Consider the following 4,433-nt stretch of genomic DNA (forward strand, 5'->3'; position numbering starts at 1 on the left):
AATAAAACGAAATACAAAATGATTAATCCTTACTAGATTATCGACGCATGGAAATACGCCAATAAATAAGATTCGCAAGTGTTGGTCGAGCAATGGATTCAAGGTCCGGAGTTCACCATCGCCACCCTGCGTGACCAGGTGTTGCCTCCAATCGCCCTGGGTACACCGCACACGTTCTACGACTACGACGCCAAGTACGTCGCCAACGATACCCAGTACCGCATTCCGTGCGGGCTGGATGCCGCCAAGGAAAAAGAACTCATGGATCTCACGGCCAAGGCCTGTGAGGCGCTGGGTATCGCCGGTTGGGGCAGGGCGGACGTGATGCAGGACGCCGACGGGCAGTTCTGGTTCCTGGAAGTGAATACCGCACCGGGCATGACCGATCATAGTCTGGTGCCGATGGCGGCCCGTGCTGCCGGTCTGGATTTCCAGCAACTGGTACTGGCCATTCTGGCTGCCAGCGTAGAAGACGCTGGTAACAAAGAGGCGCGAGGTTAAGACGATGCAAGGCGCACAGCTCAGACATCAGCCACCCGCACCCGGCCGCAAGCCGGTGCCGCGGGGTGCCAGCCGAATGGTGGCCAAAGAGCCGATGTCCGCGCGCCTGCCAAAAGCCAACTTCGGTTTCCTGAAAAGCCTGTTCTGGCCAGTGCTGCTGGTGGTGCTCGGGTTCGGTACTTACGAAGGTGCACAGCGGTTGCTGCCGTACGCCGACCGGCCGATCACCAAGATCGCCGTGCAGGGCGACCTGAGCTACATCAGCCAGCAAGCGGTGCAGCAGCGAATCGCGCCATTCGTCGCGTCGAGCTTCTTCACCATCGACCTGGCCAGCATGCGCAAAGAGCTTGAGCAAATGCCCTGGATCGCCCATGCCGAAGTGCGTCGGGTGTGGCCGGATCAAGTAGTGATCCGCCTCGAAGAGCAATTGCCGGTGGCCCGTTGGGGCGACGAGTCGTTGCTCAACAACCAGGGCCAGGCGTTTACGCCCAAGGAGCTGGCGAACTACGAACACCTGCCACAGCTGTTCGGTCCACAACGGGCTCAGCAGAAAGTGATGCAGCAATACCAGGTGCTGAGCCAGATGCTGCGCCCGTTGGGCTTCTCGATTGCACGCCTGGAATTGCGTGAACGCGGTAGCTGGTTCCTGACCACCGGTGCCGGCAGTTCCGGGCCCGGCATCGAGTTGCTGCTGGGACGCGGCAACCTGGTGGAAAAGATGCGCCGCTTCATCGCCATCTATGACAAGACGCTCAAAGAACAGATTACGAACATTGCGCGCATCGATCTGCGCTACGCCAACGGCCTCGCTGTTGGCTGGCGGGAACCAGTAGCGCCGACGACAGCCCAACCCGCTGTCGCAAAGAATTAAGAAGAGGCAGGACCCATGGCAAACGTGCAAAGCGGCAAAATGATCGTCGGTCTGGATATCGGCACCTCCAAGGTGGTGGCGCTGGTAGGCGAGGTCTCGGACGACGGCACGCTGGAAATCGTCGGTATCGGTACGCATCCGTCCCGCGGCCTGAAAAAAGGCGTGGTGGTGAACATCGAGTCCACCGTGCAATCGATCCAGCGCGCGATCGAAGAAGCCCAACTGATGGCGGGCTGCCGCATTCACTCGGCGTTCGTCGGCGTGGCCGGCAATCACATCCGCAGCCTGAACTCTCACGGCATCGTCGCGATTCGTGATCGCGAAGTCAGCTCGGCCGACCTTGAGCGCGTGCTCGACGCCGCCCAGGCTGTCGCGATCCCGGCTGACCAGCGTGTGCTGCACACCCTGCCGCAGGATTACGTGATCGATAACCAGGAAGGCGTTCGCGAACCACTGGGCATGTCCGGCGTACGTCTGGAAGCCAAGGTTCACGTGGTCACCTGCGCCGTCAACGCCGCACAGAACATTGAAAAATGCGTTCGCCGCTGCGGTCTGGAAATCGACGACATCATCCTCGAACAGCTTGCCTCCGCGTATTCGGTGTTGACCGACGACGAGAAAGAGCTGGGCGTGTGCCTGGTCGACATCGGCGGCGGTACCACCGACATCGCGATCTTCACCGAAGGCGCAATCCGCCACACGGCCGTGATCCCGATTGCCGGTGATCAGGTGACCAACGACATCGCCATGGCGTTGCGCACCCCGACCCAGTACGCCGAAGAGATCAAGATCCGTTACGCCTGCGCCCTGGCCAAACTGGCTGGCGCCGGCGAAACCATCAAGGTGCCAAGCGTTGGCGACCGTCCACCGCGCGAACTGTCGCGTCAGGCCCTGGCCGAAGTGGTCGAGCCGCGTTACGACGAACTGTTCACCCTGATCCAGGCCGAGCTGCGTCGCAGCGGCTACGAAGACCTGATCCCGGCCGGCATCGTCCTGACCGGCGGTACGTCGAAGATGGAAGGCGCCACCGAGCTTGCCGAAGAAATCTTCCACATGCCGGTACGCCTCGGTGTACCGCACGGTGTGAAAGGTCTGGATGACGTGGTGCGTAACCCGATTTATTCCACTGGCGTTGGCTTGTTGATGTACGGCCTGCAAAAGCAGTCCGACGGAGTTTCGTTCTCCGGCATCGGCAGCCGCGACAGCTACAGCAGCGAAGAGCCACAGGCGCCGCTGCTCGACCGACTGAAAAAGTGGGTCCAGGGCAATTTCTAAAGATTTACCGCAACACCGCAACAAAAAGCAGTAGGCGAAAAAACTAGAGAATGTAAGGAGAGGGAAAATGTTCGAACTCGTAGACAACATCCCCGCAAGCCCGGTAATCAAAGTTATCGGTGTTGGCGGAGGCGGCGGCAACGCTGTCAATCACATGGTCAAGAGCAACATCGAAGGCGTTGAATTCATCTGCGCCAACACTGATGCTCAAGCGCTGAAATCCATCGGCGCGCGGACCATCCTGCAACTGGGCACCGGCGTGACCAAAGGTCTCGGCGCTGGCGCCAACCCTGAAGTAGGTCGTCAGGCCGCTCTCGAAGACCGTGAGCGCATTGCCGAAGTCCTGCAGGGCACAAACATGGTGTTCATCACCACGGGCATGGGCGGTGGTACTGGTACCGGTGCTGCGCCGATCATCGCCGAAGTGGCCAAGGAAATGGGCATTCTGACCGTTGCGGTCGTGACTCGTCCGTTCCCGTTCGAAGGCCGCAAGCGTATGCAGATCGCCGACGAAGGTATCCGTCTGCTGTCTGAAAGCGTCGACTCGTTGATCACCATTCCCAACGAGAAGCTGCAGACCATCCTCTGAAAAGACGCGAGCCTGCTGTCGGCTTTCGCCAAGGCCGACGATGTACTGGCCGGTGCCGTTCGCGGTATCTCCGACATCATCAAGCGTCCGGGCTTGATCAACGTCGACTTCGCCGACGTACGTACCGTGATGAGCGAAATGGGTATGGCGATGATGGGCACTGGCTGCGCCAGCGGTCCGAACCGTGCACGTGAAGCCACCGAAGCGGCAATTCGCAACCCGCTGCTGGAAGACGTGAACCTGCAAGGCGCACGCGGCATCCTGGTGAACATCACCGCCGGTCCTGACCTGTCTCTGGGTGAGTACTCCGACGTGGGTAGCATCATCGAAGCGTTCGCTTCCGAGCACGCCATGGTCAAGGTCGGTACCGTTATCGATCCGGACATGCGTGACGAGCTGCACGTAACCGTAGTTGCCACCGGTCTGGGCGCGAAAATCGAGAAGCCTGTGAAGGTTATCGACAACACCGTTCACACCTCCATGGCGGCTTCGCAGGTTCAGCAACCGGCTCCGTCCCGTCAGGAAGCGCCAGCGGTGAACTACCGTGATCTGGACCGTCCGACCGTCATGCGCAACCAGGCTCAGGCCGGTGCTGCGGCTGCCGCGAAGATGAATCCGCAAGATGACCTGGACTACCTGGACATCCCGGCATTCCTGCGTCGTCAGGCCGATTGATGGAATGTATCAGGCCTATGAAGGTGATTGGTGTTCAGCAAAGGCTCGGTCTGCTATTATCGCCAGCCTTTGTTGATACCAGTTCGCAATTTGCGCTGAAGCGGCCCAAGCCATGATTAAACAACGCACACTGAAAAATATTATCCGTGCCACAGGTGTAGGCCTGCACTCCGGTGAGAAGGTCTATCTGACCCTCAAGCCTGCGCCTGTCGACACTGGCATTGTGTTTTGTCGCGCTGACCTCGACCCTGTGGTGCAGATTCCTGCCCGCGCGGAAAACGTCGGTGAAACCACTATGTCGACGACGCTGGTAAACGGCGACGTCAAAGTGGACACGGTAGAGCACTTGCTCTCGGCCATGGCTGGCCTGGGCATCGATAACGCCTACGTCGAGCTCTCCGCGTCCGAAGTCCCGATCATGGATGGCAGCGCTGGACCCTTATTTTTCCTGATTCAATCGGCTGGTCTTTTATTACAGTACGCGGCCAAGTATTTAATCCTCATACTTTTTTTATTGTATTT

The 4,433-nt window shown here is 59.1% G+C and carries 3 protein-coding genes and 2 pseudogenes; all 5 read left to right on the plus strand.

Annotated elements, in window-relative coordinates:
* Positions 1–33: 33 nt before the first annotated feature.
* Positions 34–501: pseudogene (locus ACIQVE_RS25630) on the plus strand (D-alanine--D-alanine ligase); the annotation flags it as partial.
* 4 nt (positions 502–505) lie between these two features.
* The gene (locus tag ACIQVE_RS25635) at positions 506–1,372 is read left to right on the plus strand and encodes a cell division protein FtsQ/DivIB (protein ID WP_402813844.1); all 867 of its coding nucleotides are present in this window, start codon (positions 506–508) and stop codon (positions 1,370–1,372) included.
* A gap of 15 nt (positions 1,373–1,387) precedes the next feature.
* Positions 1,388–2,647 carry a cell division protein FtsA gene (gene ftsA / locus ACIQVE_RS25640; RefSeq protein WP_047303071.1) on the plus strand — a complete coding sequence of 420 codons (1,260 nt, stop codon included), beginning with the start codon at positions 1,388–1,390 and terminating at the stop codon, positions 2,645–2,647.
* A gap of 67 nt (positions 2,648–2,714) precedes the next feature.
* Positions 2,715–3,911 (plus strand): annotated as a pseudogene (gene ftsZ / locus ACIQVE_RS25645) (cell division protein FtsZ).
* 112 nt (positions 3,912–4,023) lie between these two features.
* A partial coding sequence (locus ACIQVE_RS25650) for a UDP-3-O-acyl-N-acetylglucosamine deacetylase (protein ID WP_402813846.1) occupies positions 4,024–4,433 on the plus strand: 410 nt, incomplete at its 3' end.

The sequence above is a fragment of the Pseudomonas sp. NPDC098747 genome, assembly GCF_044760045.1.
Classification (GTDB): domain Bacteria; phylum Pseudomonadota; class Gammaproteobacteria; order Pseudomonadales; family Pseudomonadaceae; genus Aquipseudomonas.

Excerpts from the sequence above, each read along its gene's own strand:
- ftsA (WP_047303071.1), top strand. The coding sequence starts at position 1,388 with ATGGCAAACGTGCAAAGCGGCAAAATGATCGTCGGTCTGGATATCGGC.
- ACIQVE_RS25635 (WP_402813844.1), top strand. The coding sequence starts at position 506 with ATGCAAGGCGCACAGCTCAGACATCAGCCACCCGCACCCGGCCGCAAG.